The sequence below is a fragment of the Citrobacter sp. TBCS-14 genome, from assembly GCF_005280805.1.
Lineage (GTDB): Bacteria > Pseudomonadota > Gammaproteobacteria > Enterobacterales > Enterobacteriaceae > Citrobacter > Citrobacter gillenii.
In genome coordinates this window covers 1-256 of record NZ_SZWM01000499.1, presented here as the reverse complement: position 1 = coordinate 256, position 256 = coordinate 1, and the positions used below count along the sequence as shown (strand labels likewise).

Sequence of the window (256 nt, the reverse complement as noted above, 5' to 3'; positions counted from 1 at the left end):
TATGGCCCCAGTTGAGCATTCTCTCCGGGCGCATGGTGCTAACGGCCGAAGGTGCCAGCGAACCGCTGGTTCGTGCCGACAATATGCGTCTGGACGTCGCCTTGTGGCCGTTGTTGAGTCACCAACTCAGCGTAAAGCAAGTCATGCTCAAAGGCGCGGTGATTCAACTCATACCTGAAACCGAGGCTGTGCGCGGAGTCGATGCCCCTGTTGCGCCAAAAGATAATACACTGCCGGATCTGGCAGAGGATCGTGG

General features: G+C 57.4%; 1 pseudogene. It reads left to right on the top strand.

Annotation, left to right across the window (positions count from 1 at the left end):
* Positions 1-256, top strand: a pseudogene (locus tag FDX22_RS19540) (outer membrane assembly protein AsmA); the annotation flags it as partial.